Here is a 22,319-nt window from a genome sequence, read left to right on the forward strand (position 1 = left end):
CCGGAAGAGTCTTCCGGCCCCCGTTGGTCCTTCCGGTTGCCTCTGTCTGGAATTGCTATGAAATACGCGGTTCTGCCGTTGCTTCTGTGTTCGGTCCTCGGTCTGTCCACCCCGGCGGGGGCGGTGGAGCCTGTGGCCTTTACCCCGGGGGAGGACCGTCCGGCGGGGGACCTGACCCATCATCAGCTCCGGGACAGAAAGGCCTTCACCCGCCCGGCAGCGACCCTGACGGCAGACCAGATGATGCGGTTCCGGCTGGGGGACAGTTTCTTCCGGCGCCTGTGGGTGTCGGCCCCGGCGTCAACACAGGCGGCGGACGGGCTGGGGCCGCTGTTCAATTCCCGCTCCTGCCAGCGCTGCCACGTCGGCGACGGGCGCGGCCATCTGCCGGATGGCACCATGGGGTCCGAAGCTTTCTTCCTGCGGCTGTCGGTGCCGCCGCGCACGGAGGACGAACGGCAGGTCCTTGCCTCCGGGCGGCAGGCGGTGATCCCCGATCCGGTTTACGGAACCCAGCTTCAGACCTCTTCGGTGCAGGGCCACCCGGCGGAGGGGAAGGTGGAGATTGACTGGACCGAGCAGCGGGTCCGTCTGGCGGATGGGGACTGGGTTCCGCTGCGCCAGCCGCACTACCGGATCACCGGCCTTGCCTATGGGCCGTTGGATCCGCAGGTCATGGTTTCCCCCCGCGTTGCCCCGCCGATGATCGGCCTTGGCCTGCTGGAGGCGGTGCCGGAGGCCGATCTTCTGGCCCATGAGGATCCGGATGACCGCGATGGCGACGGGATCTCCGGCCGGGCCAACCGGGTGTGGGATGTGGCCGCCGGAGCGGTGCGGATCGGGCGCTTTGGCTGGAAAGCCGGGCAGCCGACGCTGGACCAGCAGAACCAGAGCGCCTTCAACGGTGATATCGGCCTGTCGACCCCGCTGTTCCCCAAAGCCTCCGGGGACTGTACGGCGGCGCAGGCGGACTGCCTGACCGCCCCCAGCGGCAACAGCCCGCAGTATGAAAACCTTGAGGCCCCGCACGCCGTCACCGATCTGGTGCTGTTTTACACCCGCACCCTGTCCGGCCCGGCCCGGGACCGGGCTGCCGCCACAGATCCGCAGGTGCTGCGCGGTAAGGCGCTGTTCACCGCCACCGGCTGTGCCGCCTGCCACACCCCGCAGCAGCGCACCGCCCGCGCCGGGGGGGATGCCGGGGTTGATCCGGTGGTGGCCGGGCAGACGATCTGGCCTTATACCGACCTTCTGCTGCACGACATGGGCGATGGGTTGGCCGATGGCCGCCCGGAAGGGCAGGCGAATGGCCGGGAGTGGCGGACGCCGCCGCTGTGGGGGCTGGGGCTGACCGGGGTGGTCAGCCCGCGGGCCGGATATCTGCATGATGGCCGGGCCCGCACGGTTCTGGAAGCCATCCTGTGGCATGGTGGCGAGGCCGCTGCCGCCCGCGACCGGGTACAGGCCCTGCCGACGGCGGACCGCGAGGCCCTGCTGGCTTTTCTGAAATCCCTGTGATGATTCCTGTCTGCCGTGGTTGAATCCTGTTCCTGCCACGGTGCGCTGAAGCCGGAGAGAGAGACAAGATGGGACGCAAGTCTTCCCCTTTTATGACCGTCATGGCCGGGGTCGCCGTTGCGGCTGGCCTGTCCGTTTCCCCGGCTCTGGCCGGGAAGGATACCGAGAACCCACGGGTGGTCTCTGATGCCGATATGATGGCGCTGGTGGTGGCTCAGATCGATCATCAGATCATCCCCGGCTATCAGGCGTTTTCCGTCGCGGCGGCGACACTGGCGCAGGAGGCGGGAAAGGCCTGCGCTGACAGCACCCTGTCCGGGGCGGAGATCCCGGCAGTACGGGGGGCGCATGCGGCGGCCTTCACCGCCTGGCAGCGGGTGCAGCACCTGCGGCTGGGGCCGGTGATGGAGCAGGACCGGTTTCACCGCATTGAATACTGGCCGGATCCCAAGGGGCTGGGCGGCAAGCATCTGAAGGCCCTGCTGACTGAGGCCGATCCGCCCGCCCTGAAAGAGGTTGAGCCTGGTCGGGGTTTCCGGGGTGGCAGCATTGCCGTGCAGGGGTTCCCGGCACTGGAACGTCTGCTGTGGGATGATGCTGCCGACGGAACGCCGCAGCGCCGCTGTCAGGTGGTGACGGCGATTGCCGATACCGTGAAAACGATGGCGGCTGACACGCTGGACGGCTGGACCCGTCCGGACGGATTCCGGCAGCAGATGCTGGCGGCGGAAACCGGGACCCCGGCGTTCCGTGCCCCAGTGGAGGCCCTGAAGGCCCTGCATGGCAGCCTGAGTACCGGGTTGCAGGTGATGGCCGACCTGAAGCTGTCCGGGCCGTTGGGCAGCGGGCCGGACAAGGCCCGCGCCGAGAAGGGCGAGGCGTGGCGGGCGGACCTGACCCTTGCTGCCCTGCGCGCCAATGCCGAGGCGGCGCGGACCGCCTATTACGGCAGCAGCGCCGGGGAACTGAGCCTGCGCACGCTGGTGCGCCGCCACCCGGACGGCGAGGATGTGGATGTGTCAGTCAGCTATGGCCTGACCGAAGCCCTGCGCCTGCTGGAGACTCTGAAGGGGGACTGGCGGGGAACGCTGGGGAGTGCCGAGGGTTACCGGACCCTGCAACTGGTGCGCGGCAACCTTCAGACGGCGCTGGTGTCGGTCCAGACGGATGTGAATGGCATTCTCGGGCTGGGGATCGGCTTCAACGCGCTGGACGGGGACTGACCGATGCTGTCGCGGCGGGGACTCCTGAAAGGGCTGATGGCAACCGGGGTGGCTCTGGCGGTGCCGGGGCGGGGGCATGCAGCGGCGGAGGGCGACGATTGGCCGCTGCTGCTCAGCTCCGCCCGTGGGACGGATGGCCGTGATTATGCGGTCGGCTGGCACCCGGAGGGGGGAATCCTGTGGCGGCAGGCACTTCCGGCCCGGGCGCATGGCCCGGCCCTGTCGCCGGACCGGCGGACCGCCGCCTTCCCCGGACGCCGTCCCGGCAGCACGGTGCTGCTGGTCGATCCGGAGGATGGCCGGACTCTGGCGCTGTGGCAGGCCCCGCAGGGGCGCAGCTTTCAGGGCCATGCCGCCTTCACCGCCGATGGGCGGTTGCTGTACACCACCGAAGTCCGGGCCGATGACCGTCTGGAAGACGGGGAAACCGGGGTGTTGGGGGTGTGGGAGGTTGCCTCGGGCCAACGTCTGGGCGAGGTGCCGACCCATGGCATTGAACCGCATGAAATCCGCCTGATGGCCGATGGCCGGACGCTGGTGGTGGCCAACGGTGGGATTCTCACCAGCCCGGATACCCGGCGGATGAAGTTGAATCTCGGGGCGATGGATACCTCCCTCGTCTATCTCGACGGCGCTGATGGCCGCCTGCTGGAGCAGGTGCGTCCGCCGGAAACGCTGCAACGGGTCAGCCTGCGCCATCTGGCGGAAACCCCGGACGGGGCGGTGCTGGTGGCCGGGCAGTATCAGGGCAATCCGGCGGATGCGGTGCCCCTGCTGGCCCGGCATCAGCGCGGCCGGGAACTGGACTGGCTGCCGGTGGCTGCCGAAACGGTGGCTGCGCTGCGGCAGTACTGCGGCAGTATCGTTGCCACGGCGGACGGGGGATTCGTTGTTACCAGCCCTCCGGGTGGGCTGGCCCTGCACGGTCTGCATAACGGTGGGGTGGAACAGATCCGGCGTCCCGATGTCTGTGGTCTGGCCGTTGACGGGAGGCGGGTGGTGCTGACCACCGGCTATGGTGACGTGCTCCGGCTTTCTGCGGAGGGGCAGGTGGAGCTTCTGGCGCGGGAAACCGTGCAATGGGACAACCATGCGCTTTTTGCATGACGGGGTCGTAAAACCGGGCCGCAATGGCACTTGTTGCAGGCTGTCTGGGCCGATAGGCTGGAACCTCTTCAGAAACCGGAGCGTTCCCGGCTCAGAGGACGACCGTTTAACGGGTGTGAACGCTCTCCCTGCTTGAATCAGGAGTTGTGTCTGCGCCGGGCCGGAGTCTGCCGGGCCGGACCACGCTCTTACCGGAGAGGATCCCCCGATGCCGCTGCCAGCCTTGCCCACCCGCGCCGATCTGACCGGATGGGTGGTAACCGTTGTGGCATCAACCGTGGCGGCGCTGGGGTTTGATCTTCTGGCCCTGCCGGCGGCCTGGGTCTCCGGACCGATGCTGGCGACGGCGGCGCTGGCCCTGTGCGGGGTGCGGGTGGTGATGCCGCAGCAGCTGCGGCAGCCGGTCCTGCTGCTGCTGGGCATTGCCATGGGGGCTGCGGTGACGCCTGCGGTGGTGGCGGAATTGCCGCGCTGGCCGTGGACCCTGCTGGGGGTGATTCTGACCCTGCCGCTGGTGATGACCGCCCTGATGGGATACTACCGCAAGCTGAGCGGCGCTGACCGGATCACCGCTTTTATGGCCTCGGTCCCCGGCAGCCTTGGGTTTGTTCTGGCGCTGGCGATTGAGGTTAAGGCTGATGTGCGGCAGGTGGCGCTGGTCCATGCTATCCGCCTGTTCCTGCTGGTGCTGATTCTGCCGGTGGTGGTGACCATGGGCGGGGCGATGGCCACTGTTGCTCCCGCCGCCGCCCGGCTGTCGCATGATCCGGGGCAGATTGCCGTACTGATCGGGGCATCGTTGGCACTGGGTGGCGTGCTGCATCTGTGCCGGATGCCGTCGTCGCTGATGGTGGGCGGGATGATCGGCAGTGCGGTGCTGCATGGAACCGGCCTCAGCCATGCCACTCTGCCGCAGCCGGTTCTGTCCGGCTGCCTGCTGGTGCTGGGGGCGATGATCGGCACCCGCTTCGCCGGGACCCCTCCGCGTCAGCTGTTGCAGATGTTGCCGACGGCGGTCGGCGGCACCCTGATCGCGGCGGTTCTGGCCACCGGGCTGGCGGCGCTGGTCGGCTGGCTGACCGGTTTTGGCTTCGGGCAGATGGTGATGGCCTATGCCCCCGGCGGGCTGGAAGCGATGGTGTTTGTGGCAATGGCGCTGGGCTACGATCCAGCCTTTGTCGGCGGGCATCACCTGTTTCGCGTGCTGTTCACCGCTTTTGCCCTGCCGCTGGTGGTGCGTGTGATGTTTCCTGAATTGCGGACCGGAAAAAAGACCGCCCGGACGGAAGATCCGCCGGGCGGCTGAAGGTGCGTATAGTCTCAGAAAAGAACACAGATAAAGAACACACATAAACAGGGCGTCAGACGGGGAACACGCTGACGTCCGGGCCTGCCCGGTTCCGTTCGCACGGATCCGGGCAGGACTACCGGCCACAGAGGACAGCCGGTAACTGGGGCGCGGAGAAAACCTTAACCGCGGAACAGGTCGGGCAGGGCAGCCAGCGTGTGGCCGCGTTCCAGCAGGGCGGCGCGGATGGCGCGGGCCGAAGCCACCGCTTCCGGGCCGTCTCCATGCAGACAGATGGAGTGGAAGGCGCAGGGCAGAACCGTGCCGCTGGTGGTGACGATGCCGCCGGCCTCCACCAGTTTCAGCACATGGGCGACGCACTCTTCCGGGTGATGCAGCACCGATCCCGGCAGCTTGCGCGGGGTCAGCTGACCGTCTTCCTGATAGGTCCGGTCGGCGAACACTTCCAGCGCCACCGTCAGCCCGTCATCAACCCCGGCGGCGGCCAGCGGCGACAGCGCCGGGGCCAGCAGGATCAGCGACGGATCAAAGCGTTTGATCGACCGGCTGATCACCTCCGACAGGGTGCGGTCGGCACAGGCCATGTTGCTGAGAGCGCCATGGACCTTCACATGCGTCATCCGGTGCCCGGCAGCGGCGGCAACCCCGGACAGGGCGGCCATCTGATAGAGCAGGACAGCTTCCAGCTCCGCCGGGGGCAGGGTCATCGGGCGGCGGCCGAAGCCCTGAAGATCCGGGAAACCGGGATGGGCACCGATGCTGACGCCCCGGTCACGGGCCAGTTCGACGGTGCGCAGCATCACCAGCGGATCCCCGGCATGGAAGCCGCAGGCGACATTGGCGCTGTTGACGATTTCCAGCAGGGCGGGATCATCGCCCATGGCCCAGGGACCAAAACTTTCCCCAAGGTCAGCGTTCAGATTGATCTGCATGACGGAGTCCTTCCTTAAAAAGGGAAACAGGCCGCGCCTTATTCATCATAAAGGTGGCCGGGGAAATGGTCGGCCAGCCTCATATCGACCATCCCGTCGACCAGATTGGTGCTGTACAGGGCGTCCAGATCAATCTCGCCGGGGCGGCGTTCCGGGGCAATGGTGGCAATGGCGGCATCCAGCCGGGTCCGCAGGGCCCGGGCGGCGCGTTCTGCCTCCTCCACCGTCACCAGCGTGAAGGTGATACTGTCGCCCGGCACCCGGTTGGCCAGACGCGGCAGGTCAGCGCTGATCACCGTCGCAATCTTCGGGTAGCCGCCGGTGGTCTGGGCATCGGCCATCAGGATGATTGGCAGGCCGGAACCGGGAACCTGCATCGCCCCCGGGGCAATCCCGTCGGAAATGATGTCGCTGCCCTTGGCCGGGTCGTGCTTCAGCGGCGTACCTTCCAGACGGAACCCCATGCGGTCGGCCTCGCGGCTGACGGTAAAGGGGGTGGAGGTCAGGGTCTGATAGGCTTCGGCGGTGAAATACTCTTCCTGCGGCCCGGCAACCACCCGGATCGGCCCGTCACCAAGGTCAAACCCTTCCGGCAGGGACAGGGACTGGCGCGGCAGTTCTTCCGTCAGCGGCAGCAGCGGCAGGGCGTCCCCGGCCTGAAGCGGGCGGCCATTGAAACCGCCGAACCCGGCCTTGATCTGGGTGGAACGGCTGCCGAGCACCTCCGGCACCGCCACCCCGCCATCAACGGCGATCACACCGACTCCGCCCCGCTCCGGGGCCGCCAGTTTCAGGGTTTCGCCGTCCGACAGCGTAAAGGCGGTCCATGGCCGGACCTCGCGACGGTTTTCCGGGTCGTCCGCAGCCAGAATATGGCCGCAGAGGGTGCCGGACAGGGCAATCCGCACCGGTCCGCCGCTGGCCCGCAGGGTTGGGCAGGTCAGCCGGACCTCGATCACCGCCACCGTTTCCGGGTTGCCCAGCAGGGCATTGGTCAGGATCAGGGCGGTGCGGTCAAGGCATCCCGCTACCGGGACGCCAAGGGCCCGGCTGCGGATGGCGCCGCCATCCTGAATCAGCGACAGGGCACCGGGACTGACAATCTGAAGGGACCGGCTCATGGGGTGTCTCCCGCCTGACGGAACTGGGTCAGGTCAAGGGTTCCGGCCGCAGCGGCGGCGGCGAAACGGTCGTAGTCTTCCCGCCCGACGGCGCGGAACCGGACACGGTCCCCGGCGGACAGCAGGGCCGGGGCGGCGCGGGTGCTGTCAAACAGCGGCACCGGGCAACGGCCGAGCAGATGCCAGCCGCCGGGGCTTTCCCACGGATAGATGGCCGTCATGCCAAGGGCAATCGACACCGATCCGGCGGGCACGCGGGTGCGCGGACTGGTCCGGCGCGGCAGGCGCAGCGAGGCGTCAATGTCACCCATGAACGGGAAGCCGGGCAGGAAACCGATACAATAGACGGAATAGACCGGGGCCAGATGGCGCTCGATCACCTGATCCGGGCGCAGACCGGTGCGGGTCGCCACATCTTCCAGATCGGGGGCAAAATCACCATCATGGCAGACCGGCAGGCTCCACAGGGTGCCGGTCAGGCTGGCGACCGGCTCCGTGCGCTCCAGCAGGGCGAGAACGGTCTTCAACACCGTTGCCCGGTCGGACAGCAGCGGGTCATGATGAACGGTCACGGACCGGAACGCCGCCGCAACTTCGGTGACGCCGGGCAGCTGGCCTTCGGCAATCGCGGCGTTGAGAACGGAGGTGGCGGTGTGGACCCGGCGGGCGGCGTCTTCCCCGACGGCAGGTGCCAGATCCAGGGTAAAAGCCGTATCGGCAAGGGGACGGATAGCCTCGATTTCCACCGGCATGACTCCCTGTTCAGTATCGCAGTGGTGTGGTGAGGAATGACGGAGCGAGAGCAGTTTTCTTTACTGAATCCGTGGTTTACCGGCATTCTTGCGGCCGTGGAAACCTGTCCGGACTGATCGGTTATAGGCTCTGTTTCCTGCAAGCGTTCTAACAAAAACGTTGACAAGTTGTCAACGTAATGATGACATCTTTTCGTCACTTGCGCACACAATCCAACTTTCAAAATTTAAACACAGGGAGCACCCGTGATGCTGCAACTGCGTGGAATCCTGCTGTCTGCCGGTCTGGCTGTCAGCCTGTCCGTTCCGGCTCTGGCCGCTGATAAGTGGGACATGCCGACCCCTTATCCGGATTCGACTTTCCATACCGCCAATATCCGTGAATTCGCCAAGGATGTGGAACAGGCCACCGGCGGCAAGCTGGTGATCAACGTTCACTCCGCCGGGTCGCTGATCAAGCATCCGGAAATCAAGAATGCCGTCCGCAGCGGTCAGGCGCAGGCCGGGGAATTCTTCCTCTCCACGCTGGGCAATGAAAACCCGATCTTCGAAGCCGATGCGGTGCCGTTCCTCGCCACCAGCTACACGCAGGCCAACAGCCTGTGGCAGGCCTCGCGCCCGATGATCGAGAAGGAACTCGGCAAGCAGCGCCTGAAGGTGCTGTACGCCGTGGCGTGGCCGCCGCAGGGCCTGTACACCAAGACCGAAGTCAAGGTTCCGGGGGATTTCAAGGGCATGAAAATGCGCTCGAACAACCCGATGACCGAACGTCTCGCCACCCTGCTGGGCGGCGTGCCGACTCAGGTGCAGGTGCCGGATATTCCGCAGGCCTTCGCCACCGGTCAGGTGGAAGCGATGATCACCTCGCCGTCCACCGGCGTCGGCTCCAAAGCGTGGGACTTCGTGAAGAACTATTATGATGTGGCGGCGTGGGTGCCGAAGAACATCGTGGTGGTCAATGCCAAGGCCTTTGATGCCCTGCCGGCTGATGTGCAGAAGGCGGTGACCGATGCCGCTGCCCGTGCCGAAAAGCGCGGCTGGGACATGAGCCTCGCCGAAGCCTCCTCGATGACCGCCGAGCTTGAGAAGAACGGCATGGCGGTCCGCGAAGCCTCGCCGGAAGTGACCGCGGCGCTGTTGCAGGCCGGTGACAAGCTGGTGAAGGAATGGAGCGCCATGGCCGGTGCCGATGGTGAAGCCATCCTGAAGGCCTACAAGAAGTAAGGTCTGCGATCCGGGCGGAGCGGTGATTTTGGGCATCTCTCCGCCCGTTTTGTATCTACCTCATGCCGGAGGGCTTTCCCCCATGCGCCGGACTCTGGACGGTCTTTATGCAGGAAGCGGGCTGGTTGCCGCCCTGTGCCTGTGTGTCATCTTTGGTCTGATTCTGTTGCAGGTCATCGCCAACTGTATTGATTTTATTGCCAAGCTGACCACCGGGACCGCCTATGGCCTGTCGATTCCCGGGTATACCGATTTCAGCGGCTTCTTTCTGGTCGGGGCCTCGTTCCTCGCTCTGGCCTCCACCTTCCGGGCCGGTGGACATATCCGCGTCTCGCTGATCCTTCAGGCTTTGCCGTTGTGGCTGCGCCGCTGGGCCAATGTGCTGTGCGCGGTGATTGCGGTCGGGTTGACCCTGTTCACCACCTGGCATGCATGGGAGCTGGTGCGCGACAGTCTGGAATTCGGCGACGTCTCCGGCGGGATGATCCCGGTGAAGCTGTGGATTCCGCAGGCGGTGATGGCGCTGGGGACCACCATTCTCGGGGTTGCCGTGGTGGATTCCCTGATTGCCGGTCTGCTGGGCACGGCGGATCCGGCCCTTGATTCCCTCGAAGGAGGTGAATGAGATGTCGGAAATGCTTCTTGCCGCGATCATCTCTCTGGTCGCCCTGTTTGGGTTCCTCGGTCTGGGGACGTGGGTGGCGTTTTCGCTGCTGGGTGTCGGGGCCGTCTGTATGGCGCTGTTCTCCAACGCGCCGCTGGGCACCAGTCTGGCCTCTACCCTGTGGGGCGGGGCCAACCAGTGGTCTCTGGCCTCGCTGCCGCTGTTCCTGTGGATGGGGGAAATCCTGTTCCGGTCCCGCCTGTCCAGCGACATGTTCGCCGGTCTGGCCCCGTGGATGACCCGCCTGCCGGGGCGTCTGCTGCATGTCAACGTGTTCGGCTGCGGCATCTTTGCCGCGGTGTCCGGTTCCTCCGCTGCCACCGCCGCCACCATTGGCAAGATCTCCCTGCCGGAACTGCTGAAGCGCGGCTACCCGGAAAACATGGTGCTGGGGACTCTGGCCGGGTCGGCCACCCTTGGCCTGCTGATTCCGCCGTCGATCATCATGATCGTCTACGGTGTCGCCACCGACCAGTCGATTGCCCGTCTGTTCATGGCCGGGGTGATCCCCGGGCTGCTGCTGCTGGCCCTGTTCGTCGGCTATGTGGTGGTGTGGTCGCTGATCAACCGTCACCGCCTGCCGCAGGAAGATGCGGTGCCGGTGACCTGGGCCGACCGCATTCTGGCGATCAAGCGGCTGGGGCCGGTGTTCATCCTGATCGGCGGGGTGATCGGGTCGATCTACAGCGGGATTGCCTCGCCGACCGATGCCGCCGCCGTCGGGGTTGCCATCGCGCTGGTTCTGGCCCGGGTCTCCGGGGATCTCAACTGGAAGACCTTCAAGGCGGGCCTGACCGGTGCCACCCAGATGTCGTGCATGATTGCCTTCATTCTGGCCGGTGCCAACTTCCTGACCACCGCCATGGGTTACACCGGTATTCCCGCCGGACTGGCGCAGTGGGTGGCCGAGCTGCATCTGTCCCCCTATGCCCTGCTGGCGGCCCTGACCGTTCTGTTCATCATCCTCGGCTGCTTCCTTGACGGGATTTCGATGGTGGTGCTGACCACCTCGGTGATCCTGCCGATGGTGCTGGCCGCCGGAATTGATCCGATCTGGTTTGGCATCTATCTGGTGTTCGTGGTGGAAATGGCCCAGATCACGCCGCCGGTCGGCTTCAACCTGTTCGTCATCCAGTCCCTGACCAACCGCAACATCTTTACGATCGCGATGGCGACCCTGCCGTTCTTCCTGATCATGGCGGGGGCGCTTGTGCTGATTACCATTATCCCCGACATTGCCCTGTGGCTGCCTAACCAGATGTAACTGTCTGGCGCGCAACCATTGCGCTGTCCGTGTGGCGGTGCTGTAATCGGGGCCAGATCTGACAGGAGAGACCCGTGACCGGCACCGCCGACACTCCCGATCCCAAGCCTGAGGCCAAACCGGCCCGCAAACCCCGTGCTTCCGCCAAGTCGAAAGCCACGGCTGAAGGGGATGCTGCACGCCCCCGGCGCAAACTGCTGGATGAAGTGGCGCGGATCGCCTCGGCGATGCCGGCCACCATGATTGTCTCGTCGGAGCATCTGGCCTCGGACGAAGCCTGGCAACTGTCGGAATACGAATACGGGCTGATCGTGGCGTTCAACGCCTTCAGCCGCTGGATGACCCGTTGCAAGGCGGCGGTCGGGTATCCCGACTTCAGTCCGCTGGACGTGCTGGTTCTGCACAACGTCAACCACCGTAAACGCGCCAAGCGTCTGGCTGACATCTGTTTTGTGCTGAACATTGAAGACCAGCACACCGTCAATTATTCGATGAAAAAGCTGCTGAAGGCCGAGCTGGTCGAAGGGGAACGGAAGGGCAAGGAACGCTTCTACCGCACCACCGAGAAAGGCCAGCAGGTCTGCAAGGCCTACCGTGACCTGCGGGAGCGCTGTCTGGTCGAGGCGATCCGCTCGCTGGAAAGCGATGGCGAGGATCTGCGCCGGATGGCGACGATGCTGCGCGGTCTGTCCGGCTTTTACGATCAGGCGGCACGGTCGGTGTCCTCGGTCTGAGTGCAGGGGCCGGGGGCGGCATGTTCCGCAAATACATCTATCTGATGGCGCTGGCGCGGGAACGGCATTTTGGCCGGGCGGCGGCGGCGTGCAACGTTTCGCAACCAACGCTGTCCAATGCCATCCGCCAGCTGGAGGCCGATCTTCAGGTCCCGATTGTTGAACGGGGCCAGAAATTTCAGGGCTTTACCCCGGAAGGGCTGAAGGTGCTGGAACATGCCCGCCGTATTCTCGCCGAGCGGGACAGCCTGTTGCAGGATCTGGGGGCGTTGCAGCAGGGGATCAGCGGCACCCTGCGGCTGGGGGTGATCCCGACCGCGCTGCCCGCCATCGGCCATGTCATCGGCCCCTTTGCCGAACGGTATCCGGATGTGCGGATTTCGGTGGTGTCGCTGAGTTCGCGGGAAATCCAACGCGGGCTGGACGAATTCGAAATCGATGTCGGCGTCACCTATCTCGATAACGAGCCGCTGTCGCATGTGCGGATGGTGCCGCTGTATTCCGAGCGGTACTTCCTGCTGACCCGCCGCCGCGACTGGGATGGTCGCAGCGGCGTGAGCTGGGCCGAGGCGGCGCAGGTGCCGCTGTGCCTGCTGACCCCGGACATGCAGAACCGCCGGATTGCCGAAGGGGCCTTCCGCATGGCCGGATGCACGGTGACGCCGACGCTGGAAACCAATTCGCTGATGAATCTGTTCGTCAACGTCCGCCATGGCCGCTGGTCCAGCGTGGTGCCGGGGCAACTGTTGACCCTGACCCCTGCGGATGAGGGGTTGGTGGCGCTGCCGTTGATCACCCCGGATATCACCTATGTGGTCGGGCTGGTCTATGCTGACCGCGACCCGCCGCTGCCGATGGCCAAGGCGCTGGCCGCCTCCGCCACGGAGAATAAACTGTCCACACGCATTGCCGAATACACCCGGAACCGTCTGCGGACCACGGGTGTCATAGGTTTTTAAAATTACCTGACCGGTCAGATTGGGCATTGGAACCCTTTCTGGAGGGTGCTCTGATAGATTTTTGCTATCGCAGTATTGGCAAAAAAAATTTGCAGACGGACCCCGCCGGACCGCAGCATGCGGTAACAACCGGCGTTGCCTGCGGGGTGGGTGCCCCGTCCGCCGCCGGATCAAGAGAGAAGAAAAGAAAATGGGAGGAGTCATGACTGACCCCCGGCACTCTGGCACAGAGGCGGGCGGCAACGCCCCGTTGTCTGCCAGCATTCCCATGGCGGGCGGCTCCAGCCGCCTGTTGGACGCGCCTTTGGCGGGCGGCTCCAGCCGCCCGTGGGATGCGGCGCTGGCCCAGCAGATCATCGACGGTTTCGCCGGGCAGCGCGGGGCGCTGCTGCCGATGCTGCATGCCCTTCAGGGCTGCTTTGGCTGTATCGACGATGCAGCCCTGCCGCTGCTGGCCCGCAGCCTGAACCTGTCGCGGGCCGATGTGCATGGGGTGGTTACGTTCTATCATGACTTCCGCCGCAGCCGTCCCGGCCGCCATATCCTGAAGGTCTGCCGGGCGGAAGCCTGTCAGGCGATGGGGGCGGATGCGCTGATTGCCCATATCAAGGATCACCTCAGCGTTGATTTCCACGAAACCACGGCAGACGGCGCTTTCTCGCTGGAGGCAGTCTACTGCCTTGGCAACTGTGCCCTGTCTCCGGCGCTGATACTGGATGAAAAACTGGTGGGGCGGGTGACCCCGGCCCGGTTTGACGCTCTGGTGGCGGGGGTGCGGTCATGACGGAGATGATCACGGTCTATGTACCCTGCGATGCCGCCGCGCTGTCGGTCGGTGCCGATGAGGTTGCCGCCGCCATTGTGGCGGAAGCTGCCCGCCGCCATCAGGCGGTGACGGTGGTGCGCAATGGCAGCCGGGGCATGCTGTGGCTGGAACCGCTGGTGGAAGTGGCCACCGCACAGGGCCGGGTCGCCTATGGGCCGGTGGCCCCGGAGCAGGTGCCGGAGCTGTTCGAGGCCGGGTTCCTGACCGGTGGTGCCCATCCGCTGGGCCATGGCCTGACGGAGCAGATTCCGTTTTTCCATCACCAGCAGCGCCTGACCTTTGCCCGCTGTGGCCTGACCGATCCGCTGTCGGTGGAAGACTACCGGGCCCATGGCGGCTTCGCCGGGCTGGAGCGGGCACTGACCATGGCCCCGGCGGACATCTGTACCGAAGTGGCGGACTCCGGCCTGCGCGGACGCGGCGGTGCCGGATTCCCGACCGGGATCAAATGGCGCACCGTTCTCGATGCGAAGGCGGACGAGAAGTTTATCTGCTGCAACGCCGATGAAGGCGACAGCGGCACCTTCGCCGACCGGATGATCATGGAAGGGGATCCGTTCTGCCTGATCGAGGGCATGACGATTGCTGCCCTCGCCGTCGGGGCGACGCAGGGCTACATCTATGTGCGGTCGGAATATCCGCATGCGATTGCCACCCTGCGGCGGGCGATTGATCTGGCCTATGAACAGAACTGGCTGGGGGCTGCCCTGCATGGCTCCGGCCATCGTTTCGATCTCGAAGTGAGAACCGGGGCCGGTGCCTACATCTGTGGCGAGGAAACGGCGATGCTGGAAAGCATCGAGGGCAAGCGCGGCATGGTCCGCGCCAAGCCGCCGCTTCCGGCGCTGGAAGGGCTGTTCGGCAAGCCGACCGTGGTCAATAACGTGCTGTCGCTGTGCTCGGTGCCGGTGATCATGGCCAAAGGGGCGGCGTTCTACCGGGACTTCGGGGTCGGTCGGTCGCGTGGGACCCAGCCGTTCCAGCTGGGCGGTAACATCCGCCACGGTGGTCTGTTTGAAACCGCGTTCGGGATCACCCTGCACGATCTGGTCTATCGTTTCGGGGGCGGTACGGCCTCCGGCCGTCCGGTGCGGGCGGTGCAGGTCGGCGGGCCGCTGGGGGCCTATCTGCCGGAACATCTGTTCCACCTGCCGAAGGATTATGAAGCCTTCGCGGCGGAAGAGGCGATGGTCGGCCATGGCGGCATCGTGGTGTTCGATGACAGCGTCGATATGGCGAAACAGGCCCGGTTCGCCATGGAGTTCTGCGCCATTGAAAGCTGCGGCAAATGCACGCCGTGCCGCATCGGCTCCACCCGTGGGGTGGAAGTGATTGACCGCATCATCGCCGGAGACCGCCGGGACGAAAACCTGACCCTGCTGGAAGACCTGTGCATGGTGATGACTGAAGGATCGCTGTGCGCCATGGGCGGGCTGACGCCGCTGCCGGTGCGCTCCGCCCTGAAGCATTTCCCCGAAGATTTTGACCGCCCGGCCAGCGCCCCGGCGCAGGCAGCCGAATAAGCGAGGAGGGCAGATCATGACCCTGATCAAAGAACAGGATTACGGTACTCCGGCCTCCGGCAGCGACAGGATGGTCAGCCTGCGGATTGATGGCCGCACCGTCTCCGCCCGCGAAGGCACCTCGATCATGCGGGCGGCGGCTGAGGCGGGGATTTCCATTCCCCGCCTGTGCGCCACGGACAGCCAGCATGCCTATGGCTCCTGCCGCCTGTGTCTGGTGCAGGTGGAAGGGCGGCGGGGCACCCCGGCCTCCTGCACCACACCGGTGGCGGAGGGGATGGACGTGCTGACCCAGACCCCGCGTCTGGCCGCCCTGCGCAAGGGGGTGATGGAGCTTTACATCTCTGACCACCCGCTGGACTGTCTGACCTGTTCCTCCAACGGCGACTGCGAATTGCAGGACATGGCCGGGAAGGTCGGCCTGCGGGAGGTCCGCTACGGTTTTGACGGCGCCAACCACCTGACGGCGCAGAAAGACGACAGCAACCCGTATTTCACCTTTGATCCGGCCAAGTGTATTGTCTGCTCCCGCTGCGTCCGCGCCTGTCAGGAAACACAGGGCACCTTCGCCCTGACCCTTGATGGCCGGGGCTTTGCCTCGAAGATCGCTGCCGGGATGGATGAAGGGTTTCTGGCGTCAGACTGTGTGTCCTGCGGGGCCTGCGTACAGGCCTGCCCGACCGCGACGCTGATGGAAAAGGCGGTGATCGACCACGGGCAGCCGGAACACAGCGTGCTGACCACCTGCGCCTACTGTGGGGTCGGCTGCTCCTTCAAGGCCGAAATGCAGGGCGAAACCGTGGTGCGGATGGTGCCGTGGAAGGACGGCGGGGCCAACGAAGGGCATTCCTGCGTCAAGGGGCGCTTCGCCTGGGGTTATGCCACCCACAGCGATCGGGTGACCAGCCCGATGATCCGCGACACCATCCACGAACCGTGGCGGAAAGTGTCGTGGGAAGAGGCGATCGGCTTTGCCGCCACCCGCCTGAAGGCGATTCAGGCCAGATACGGTAAGAATGCCATCGGGGGGATCACCTCCTCCCGCTGTACCAACGAAGAAGTGTTCGTGGTGCAGAAGATGATCCGCGCCGCCTTCGGCAACAACAATGTCGATACCTGTGCCCGGGTCTGTCATTCGCCCACCGGCTATGGCCTGAAGCAGACCTTCGGCACCTCGGCGGGAACGCAGGATTTCCGCAGCGTCGATCAGTCTGATGTGCTGCTGGTGATCGGGGCCAACCCGACCGATGCCCATCCGGTGTTCGGTTCGCGCATGAAAAAGCGCATCCGGGCCGGGGCCAAGGTGATTGTGGTCGATCCGCGCCGCACCGACCTGGTGGAAAGCCCGCATATCCGCGCCGAACATCACCTGCAACTGCGCCCCGGCACCAATGTGGCGATTGTCAACGCGCTGGCGCATGTGATCGTCACCGAAGGGCTGGTCAACCGCGCCTTCGTCGAGGAGCGCTGTGACCTGACGGAATTCGCCCGCTGGGAAGCCTTCATTTCCGATCCGCGTCACAGCCCGGAAGCGGTGGAGGCGATCACCGGCGTTCCGGCGGCGGAGGTGCGCGGGGCGGCCCGCCTGTACGCCACCGGCGGCAATGCGGCGATCTATTACGGGCTGGGCGTGACCGAACACAGTCAGGGCTCGACCATGGTGATGGGCATGGCCAATCTGGCGATGGTCACCGGCAATATCGGCCGCGACGGTGTCGGGGTTAACCCGCTGCGCGGTCAGAACAACGTGCAGGGCTCCTGCGATATGGGGTCATTCCCGCACGAGTTCTCCGGCTACCGTCATGTCTCTGATGATACCGTGCGTGCTCTGTTTGAAGTGGTGTGGGGCACGGCGCTGGATCCGGAACCGGGCCTGCGCATCCCCAACATGTTTGACGCCTCCATCGGCGGGTCCTTCCGCGGCCTGTACGTGCATGGCGAGGACATCGCCCAGTCAGACCCCAACACCAATCATGTGGCGGCGGCGCTGGAGGCGATGGAGTGTGTGATCGTGCAGGACCTGTTCCTGAACGAAACCGCCAACTATGCCCATGTATTCCTGCCCGGCACCTCGTTCCTTGAAAAAGACGGCACCTTCACCAACGCGGAACGCCGCATTAACCGGGTGCGTCCGGCGATGCGCAGCCAGACCGGCAAGCATGAGTGGGAAGTGACCTGTGATCTGGCGGCGGCGATGGGCTATCCGATGCGCTATGACAGCGCTGCCGAGATCATGGACGAGATTGCCCGCCTGACCCCGACCTTCAAGGGGGTCAGCTTCGACCGGCTGGACCGCGAGGGCAGCCTTCAGTGGCCGGTGAATGACGCCGCCCCCAACGGCACGCCGCTGATGCATGTCGATGGGTTCGTGCGTGGCAAGGGCCGGTTCATGCTGACCGACTATGTGGCGACCGAGGAACGGGCCTCCCGCTTCTTCCCGCTGCTGCTGACCACCGGACGGATCCTGTCGCAGTACAACGTCGGCACCCAGACCCGCCGCACCGGCAACGTCGCGTGGCACCCGGAAGACATTCTGGAGATCCATCCGCATGACGCCGAGGAACGCGGCATCCGCGACGGTGATCTGGTGTCGCTGGCCAGCCGCAAGGGGGCAACCGGGCTGCGGGCGATGATCTCTGACCGCATGCCGCAGGGGGTGGTTTACACCACCTTCCACCATCCGGTGACCGGGGCCAATGTGGTGACCACGGAAAACTCCGACTGGGCCACCAACTGTCCGGAATACAAGGTGACGGCCGTGCAGGTCACTCTGTCGAACCAGACTCCGCAGGTGACGGCGGCGGAATGACCCGGTCATGAAGGACGGCATCATGGATCAGCCGGACGCAGTGCCGGGATCGGTGCGGGTCAGCGGGCTGCGCAGCCAGCCTGCCGCCCCGGTCCCGGTGGCGGTTGACTGGCTGGTGCCGGAAGAGGTGCCGGTGGCGGTGACCGTCAACGGCTCCACGCTGGCGGTGATGATGGCGACCCCGGCGGATCTGGAAGACTTTGCGGTCGGCTTTGCGCTGGCGGAAGGGGTGCTGAGCGATCCGGCGGCGGTGGAAGACATTGCCGTGCAGGAGGACTGTAACGGGCTGGTGGTTCACCTGTCGGTGACCCCGGCGGCGGTGCAGGAAGAGGCCATCCGGGGCCGGACCCTCGCCGGGCGGTCCGGCTGTGGCCTGTGCGGGGTGGACAGTCTGGACGGGGCCGTCCGCTGGCCCGGGCAGCGGGTGACCCCGCTGACGGTGACGGCGGACGCGGTGCAGAAGGCCCTGATGGCCCTGCCGGACCATCAGCCGCAGAACCGGCTGAACCGGTCGGTCCATGCGGCGGCGTGGTGTGCCCCGGACGGGACCGTGGTCCTTGCACGGGAAGATGTGGGACGGCATAACGCGCTGGATAAAGTGATCGGGGCCATGGCCCGGGCCGGGCGGGATCCGGCGGCAGGGTTTGTGGTGATGACCAGCCGGTGCAGTTTCGAGCTGGTGCAGAAAGCCGCCACTGCCGGGATTCCGGTGCTGGCGACCCTGTCGGCGCCGACGGCGCTGGCGCTGCGGCTGGCGGAGGCGGCGGGCCTGACGGTGCTGGCCGCCCACCGCGACGGTGGCGTGGTCCGCTTCAGCGGTGGTCAGGCGGGACAGGATGAACAGAGCGGTCCGGCAGGGATGCCGACCGGCAGGGATGGCAGGGGATAGAGAGAACAATGGACAGCGCGGATCTGGTGCGGATGGCCAATCAGATTGCCGGTTACTTCCGGGCATACCCGGAAGATGAGGCGGTCGCGGAAATCACGCAGCATATCAGGAGTTTCTGGGATCCCCGTATGCGGCAGGGTCTCGATGCCCTGATTGCCGCCGGGGGGGCGGAGCTGGATCCGCTGGTCTGCAAGGCCTTCCCGCCCCGGCCGGTTTCCGGCTGAGGGTATTTCCCATCATCAACAGTCAAGATCCGGGGCAACTAACCCGGACATCGTAGGACAGGACGGCAGGGCCGGACCAACCGGCTGCCTCCCCGGGAGGATTCATGAACATCTTTGAAGGCCTGAAAAAGGAACAGATCGTCGCCGGTGACGATTACAACCGGTGGCTGGTTCCGCCCGCCTCCATCGCTATCCACCTGTGTATCGGGTCGGTGTATGCGTGGAGCATCTTCAATCCGCCGCTGACCCGGGAGTTCGGGGTGGTGGCGAGTTCCTCAGCCGACTGGTCGCTGGGGCAGGTGGTGTGGATCTTCTCCACCGCCATTGTCTTTCTGGGGCTGTCGGCGGCGATCGGCGGCAAGTGGCTGGAAAAGGTCGGCCCGCGCATGGTCGGCACCGTGGCGGCGCTGTGCTGGGGCGGCGGCATCCTGCTCGGCGGGTTGGGGATTTATCTGCACCTGCTGTGGCTGGTCTATCTGGGGTATGGGGTGATCGGTGGCTGCGGGCTTGGCCTTGGCTATGTCTCGCCGGTGTCAACGCTGATCCGCTGGTTCCCTGACCGGCGCGGCATGGCCACCGGTATGGCGATCATGGGCTTCGGCGGCGGGGCGATGATCGGTGCCCCGCTGAAGGAATGGCTGCTGAAGCTGTATTACGAAGCGCCGGTCTATCTGGGCAAGGCCACCGATGTGGCCCTGACCACCGATGGCGGCAAGCGCTTTGCTCAGGTTGGCGGAGCCCTGAAGGAAGTGGTGGTGGTGACCGCCAAGGAAGCCGCCAAGCTGACGGTGCCCGGGCAGGAAGGCGTCTATGTGGTCGGGACCGGCTCCACCGGCGCGGCGGCGACCTTCTTTACCCTCGGGATCCTCTACCTGATCGTGATGGTGGCGGCGGCGTTCTCCTACCGGGTGCCGCGTGAAGGCTGGCTGCCGAAGGGCTGGACCCCGCCGAAGGCCGACACCAGCGCCAAGAAGATGATCTCCACCCGTCATGTGCATATCGATCAGGCCCTGAAGACCCCGCAGTTCTATTTCCTGTGGGTGGTGCTGTGTGCCAACGTCACCGCCGGGATCGGCGTGCTGGGCGTGGCCAAGACCATGATGACGGAAATCTTCGGCTCGACCCTGCCGATGATCGTCAACGGCGGTTTCGCCGCGACCTATGTGCTGATGATCTCGGTGTTCAACATGGTCGGGCGGTTCTTCTGGGCGTCCAGCTCCGACTTTCTGGGCCGCAAGAACACCTACTTCATCTTCTTCGGTCTGGGAATCCTGCTGTACTGCTCGGTGCCGTTTGCGGCGCAGCAGGTCAGCGCCCATCCGGCGGTGATGTGGCTGGTGATGTTCTACGGTGCCACCATGATCATCTTCACCATGTACGGCGGCGGCTTTGCCACCATTCCGGCCTATCTGGCCGATATCTTCGGCACCAAGTTTGTCGGGGGCATCCATGGCCGCCTGCTGACCGCATGGTCCACCGCCGGGGTGCTGGGTCCGCTGGTGCTGACCGAACTGCGCGAAGCCTCGCTGGTGTCGGAACTGAAGGTGCTGGCCGGGAAGGTTGATCCGGCGAAGTTCCAGTCCACCTTCGGGGCCGGTGTGGACAAGCTGGAAGAGCTGATCCGGGCCAAGACCGTCACGATTTCCCGCCTGATGGAAATTGCCCCGGCGGGCACGGTGGACCCCACCCCCAGCCTGTACAACACCACCATGTACGCCATGGCCGGTCTGCTGGTGGTCGGGTTGATCGCCAACCTGATGGTCAAACCGGTGCATGAGAAGCACCATATGCCGCACGACGAATTTGCCGACGGTATGTCGCAGTAAAGAAGAAGGGGGCCGATGAGGCCCCCTTTTTTCATCAGAACATATCGCTGGCCGCCGGGCGCTGCGGGGCGGGGGACAGGCTGTTCAGCGCCCGTTCCAGCCCGTCTCCGGCGCGGTCAAGCTGTTCATCGCTGACACAGTAGGGCGGCAGCAGGTAAACGCTGTTGCCCAGCGGGCGGATCAGCAGGTTATCACGGGTAAAGCTTTCCCGCAGGGCCGGGGCGACGGAGGAGGTATAGCCGCCGTCGCCGGTCTCCACGTCAAAGGCGGCGATGGTGCCGGTGACGCGGAAGCGGCGGACCAACGGGTGTCCGGCCAGCCGTGCCGCCAGATGGGTCCGGTGATGGGCCTCGATCCGGGCGCGGGCGGCGGTGCAGGCCGGATCCAGCAGCAGGTCGAGGGAGGCCAGAGCCGCCGCGCAGCCCAGCGGATTGGCGGTGAAGGAATGGCCGTGCAGGAAGGCCCGGTCCAGCCGTTCATCGCGGAAGGCGTCATAAACCGCTTCGGTGGTGACGGTGGCGGCCATCGGCAGGAAGCCGCCGCTCAGGCCCTTCGACAGGCAGATGAAATCCGGGGTCACTGCGGCTTTCAGGCAGGCAAACAGGTCGCCCATCCGGCCAAAACCGGTCATCACCTCATCGAAGATCACCAGAATGCCATGGGCGCGCAGGCGCTCCACCACTCCGCGCAGGAACTGCGGGCGGTGCATCCGCATGCCGCAGGCCCCCTGCACCAGCGGTTCGATGATGGCCGCCAGTGTCTGGGCCCCATGTTGGGCAAGGTGGGCGTCAAGGGCGGACAGGGCTTCCGCCTCCCGCTGGCCGATTGCCTCGTCGTCGATCCATGTTGCTGCCACCGGCAGCACATCGACGGGGAACAGCATTTCCTTCCACGCCTCGAAAAAGCGCGAGGACACCCCGGCGGACATCGCCCCGACGGTGTCGCCGTGATAGCCGCCGTCGAAAGCCAGATAGCGGGTGCGCTGGTGTTCCCCCCGGTTGCGGGCATATTGCAGGGCCATCTTCATCGACACTTCAACGGCGGTGGAGCCGTTGTCGGAGAAGAACACCTTGGTCAGCGCATCCGGCAGCAGGCCGCACAGGCGGCTGGCCAGTGTCACCGCCGGTTCATGGGTGAACCCGGCGAAGATCACCTGTTCCAGCGTTTCCGCCTGCCGGGCGATGGCGGCGGCGATGGCCGGGTGGGCATGGCCATGCAGGTTGACCCACCATGAAGAAATCAGGTCGAGGATCTCCCGCCCGTCCGCCGTGGTCAGCACCGCTCCCTTGCCGGAAACCACCGGTACCGGCTCCGGCGCGGTCATCGCCTGGGTGAACGGGTGCCAGACATGGGCGGCGTCGGTGCGGATCAGGTCAGCAGGGGTCATGGTCGGGGGAGTCCTCAGGGGGCCGGAT

Annotated in this window: 19 protein-coding genes; 15 read left to right on the forward strand and 4 right to left on the reverse strand. The window is 65.6% G+C overall.

The window, feature by feature from the left end; translation table 11 throughout:
* Window positions 1-57 precede the first annotated feature (57 nt).
* The 4 genes from FHS48_RS04895 to FHS48_RS04910 all read left to right on the forward strand — a co-directional run bounded on the left by FHS48_RS04895 (window position 58) and on the right by FHS48_RS04910 (window position 5,154).
* A complete protein-coding gene (locus FHS48_RS04895; RefSeq protein WP_184261959.1) occupies window positions 58-1,518 on the forward strand; it encodes a di-heme oxidoreductase family protein in 1,461 nt (486 codons plus the stop codon).
* Between the two features lie 68 nt (window positions 1,519-1,586).
* Entirely contained in the window at window positions 1,587-2,741 is a 1,155-nt protein-coding gene (locus FHS48_RS04900; protein ID WP_184261960.1) for an imelysin family protein, read from the forward strand.
* Window positions 2,742-2,744: 3 nt separating this feature from the next.
* A complete protein-coding gene (locus FHS48_RS04905) occupies window positions 2,745-3,848 on the forward strand; it encodes a DUF1513 domain-containing protein (RefSeq protein WP_184261961.1) in 1,104 nt (367 codons plus the stop codon).
* A gap of 208 nt (window positions 3,849-4,056) precedes the next feature.
* Entirely contained in the window at window positions 4,057-5,154 is a 1,098-nt protein-coding gene (locus FHS48_RS04910; protein WP_184261962.1) for an AbrB family transcriptional regulator, read from the forward strand.
* Window positions 5,155-5,318: 164 nt separating this feature from the next.
* Here the strand turns inward: FHS48_RS04910 and FHS48_RS04915 are convergent, their stop codons facing one another.
* The 3 genes from FHS48_RS04915 to pxpB are packed head-to-tail and all read right to left on the reverse strand — an operon-like array spanning window position 5,319 to window position 7,962.
* The gene (locus FHS48_RS04915; protein WP_184261963.1) at window positions 5,319-6,089 is read right to left on the reverse strand and encodes a LamB/YcsF family protein; all 771 of its coding nucleotides are present in this window, start codon (window positions 6,087-6,089) and stop codon (window positions 5,319-5,321) included.
* A gap of 38 nt (window positions 6,090-6,127) precedes the next feature.
* On the reverse strand, window positions 6,128-7,210 hold the full coding sequence (locus tag FHS48_RS04920) for a 5-oxoprolinase subunit C family protein (RefSeq protein WP_184261964.1): 1,083 nt from the start codon (window positions 7,208-7,210) through the stop codon (window positions 6,128-6,130).
* Window positions 7,207-7,962 (reverse strand): 5-oxoprolinase subunit PxpB, encoded by a 756-nt coding sequence (pxpB, locus tag FHS48_RS04925; RefSeq protein ID WP_184261966.1) that lies wholly within the window; start codon window positions 7,960-7,962, stop codon window positions 7,207-7,209. The genes FHS48_RS04920 and pxpB overlap by 4 nt, the downstream gene beginning before the upstream one ends.
* Before the next feature lie 249 nt (window positions 7,963-8,211).
* On the opposite strand from pxpB, the gene FHS48_RS04930 reads away from it, so the two are divergent.
* The 11 genes from FHS48_RS04930 to FHS48_RS04980 all read left to right on the forward strand — a co-directional run bounded on the left by FHS48_RS04930 (window position 8,212) and on the right by FHS48_RS04980 (window position 20,904).
* Window positions 8,212-9,186 (forward strand): TRAP transporter substrate-binding protein, encoded by a 975-nt coding sequence (locus FHS48_RS04930; protein ID WP_184261967.1) that lies wholly within the window; start codon window positions 8,212-8,214, stop codon window positions 9,184-9,186.
* A gap of 82 nt (window positions 9,187-9,268) precedes the next feature.
* Window positions 9,269-9,811 carry a TRAP transporter small permease gene (locus FHS48_RS04935; RefSeq protein ID WP_184261968.1) on the forward strand — a complete coding sequence of 181 codons (543 nt, stop codon included), beginning with the start codon at window positions 9,269-9,271 and terminating at the stop codon, window positions 9,809-9,811.
* Window position 9,812: 1 nt separating this feature from the next.
* A complete protein-coding gene (locus tag FHS48_RS04940) occupies window positions 9,813-11,114 on the forward strand; it encodes a TRAP transporter large permease (RefSeq protein ID WP_184261969.1) in 1,302 nt (433 codons plus the stop codon).
* A gap of 74 nt (window positions 11,115-11,188) precedes the next feature.
* A complete protein-coding gene (locus tag FHS48_RS04945) occupies window positions 11,189-11,848 on the forward strand; it encodes a winged helix DNA-binding protein (protein WP_311769081.1) in 660 nt (219 codons plus the stop codon).
* A gap of 20 nt (window positions 11,849-11,868) precedes the next feature.
* Window positions 11,869-12,807 (forward strand): LysR family transcriptional regulator, encoded by a 939-nt coding sequence (locus FHS48_RS04950; RefSeq protein ID WP_184261970.1) that lies wholly within the window; start codon window positions 11,869-11,871, stop codon window positions 12,805-12,807.
* 202 nt (window positions 12,808-13,009) lie between these two features.
* Window positions 13,010-13,591: a formate dehydrogenase subunit gamma gene (locus FHS48_RS04955; RefSeq protein WP_416046499.1), complete on the forward strand. Its 582-nt coding sequence runs from the start codon at window positions 13,010-13,012 to the stop codon at window positions 13,589-13,591.
* A complete protein-coding gene (locus FHS48_RS04960; RefSeq protein WP_184261971.1) occupies window positions 13,588-15,156 on the forward strand; it encodes a formate dehydrogenase beta subunit in 1,569 nt (522 codons plus the stop codon). The genes FHS48_RS04955 and FHS48_RS04960 overlap by 4 nt, the downstream gene beginning before the upstream one ends.
* Window positions 15,157-15,172: 16 nt before the next feature.
* Entirely contained in the window at window positions 15,173-17,965 is a 2,793-nt protein-coding gene (gene fdhF / locus FHS48_RS04965) for a formate dehydrogenase subunit alpha (protein ID WP_184261972.1), read from the forward strand.
* 7 nt (window positions 17,966-17,972) lie between these two features.
* Window positions 17,973-18,854 (forward strand): formate dehydrogenase accessory sulfurtransferase FdhD, encoded by an 882-nt coding sequence (gene fdhD / locus FHS48_RS04970; RefSeq protein WP_184261974.1) that lies wholly within the window; start codon window positions 17,973-17,975, stop codon window positions 18,852-18,854.
* Between the two features lie 8 nt (window positions 18,855-18,862).
* Window positions 18,863-19,078 (forward strand): formate dehydrogenase subunit delta, encoded by a 216-nt coding sequence (locus FHS48_RS04975; RefSeq protein ID WP_184261976.1) that lies wholly within the window; start codon window positions 18,863-18,865, stop codon window positions 19,076-19,078.
* A 104-nt stretch (window positions 19,079-19,182) separates the two neighbouring features.
* Complete coding sequence (locus tag FHS48_RS04980; protein ID WP_184261978.1) at window positions 19,183-20,904, forward strand: OFA family MFS transporter; 1,722 nt, start codon at window positions 19,183-19,185, stop codon at window positions 20,902-20,904.
* A 34-nt stretch (window positions 20,905-20,938) separates the two neighbouring features.
* On the opposite strand, the gene bioA is transcribed toward FHS48_RS04980, so the two are convergent.
* Window positions 20,939-22,291, reverse strand: coding sequence for an adenosylmethionine--8-amino-7-oxononanoate transaminase (gene bioA, locus FHS48_RS04985; protein ID WP_184261980.1), 1,353 nt, complete (start codon window positions 22,289-22,291; stop codon window positions 20,939-20,941).
* Window positions 22,292-22,319 lie beyond the last annotated feature (28 nt).

It is taken from the genome of Novispirillum itersonii, assembly GCF_014205675.1.
Taxonomy (GTDB): Bacteria; Pseudomonadota; Alphaproteobacteria; order Rhodospirillales; family Rhodospirillaceae; genus Novispirillum; species Novispirillum itersonii_A.